At 35.3% G+C, this 1,029-nt stretch carries 1 pseudogene; it reads left to right on the forward strand.

The annotated features are described in order from the left end of the window. Positions 1-1,029: pseudogene (locus tag QUA54_RS34350) on the forward strand (IS630 family transposase); the annotation flags it as partial.

Here is a 1,029-nt window from a genome sequence, read left to right on the forward strand (position 1 = left end):
GATATTCGGCAAAGAGCCTTGATTTTTTTGTTACTAAATAACGGAAATACACAAGCTCAAACTGCTGAACTAATTGGATGTTCTTTGAGAAAAGTTGCTTATTGGAGCATACATGGTGATCCTGAAAATTTAGACAGTTTCACAGATAATAGGATGAAGGGTAACTACCGAAAAGCTACAGAAGAATACATTAATTTACTCCTAGAAACTATTGAAGTAGAACCTGAAAAATATGGCTATGAATTCGGGAGATGGACAACAGCTAGACTGGCCATATATCTAGGAGAAAAGACAGGAATTGACCTGAGTAGCACCCAAGTAAGGAGAATTTTAAAATCAAAAAAGTATGTTTACCTCGCTCGCTAAATATAGCTTAGAGGATAAGCAAGACCCCGTAGAGAGGGGTTTATTTAAAGATAAATTAGCTGAGTATCTAAGAATAGCAAAAGACTCTCCAGCTCTTCTACAGGTATGGTTTTGGGATGAAAGTGGATTTAGTTTGAGGGTAATTAGAAGGAAGAATTGGTGTAAAAAAGGGACTCGAAGCAAAAAAAGAGGAGAGCGACGAAAAGGTCGTATTAATGTCATGGGTGGAGTGAGAACTTCAGACAAGAAAAGATGGGTGGATTTTATTCCGTCTGGGAATTCTGCTAATTTTTATGCGGTGCTGAAAAATTTTTATGGAGATTTAAGAGAAGAGTGGATAATGCAAGGGAATTTAGCGTCAGACTTTCAAGATAAAGGCTGTAAATTTGTGATAATTTTGGACAACGCTAGTTTTCATAAAAAAGCAGAGATTTTGCAGAAAATAGCAGCCGAGATGCCGAATTTAATCATAGAGTTTTTACCCAAGTATAGCCCTGACTACAACTTAGCTGAATTAGTATGGCATTCGGCTAAGGAATATGTTGCTAATAGATTATTTGAATCCATTGAAAAACTAGAGTCACTATTAAATAAATTGTTAAATGAAGGAGAACTAATTATGAAATGGAACCGAAAAATAAAAAATAAAGGTAACTTAGTTAA

The sequence above is a fragment of the Microcoleus sp. MOSTC5 genome, from assembly GCF_036701825.1.
GTDB lineage: Bacteria > Cyanobacteriota > Cyanobacteriia > Cyanobacteriales > Microcoleaceae > Microcoleus > Microcoleus asticus.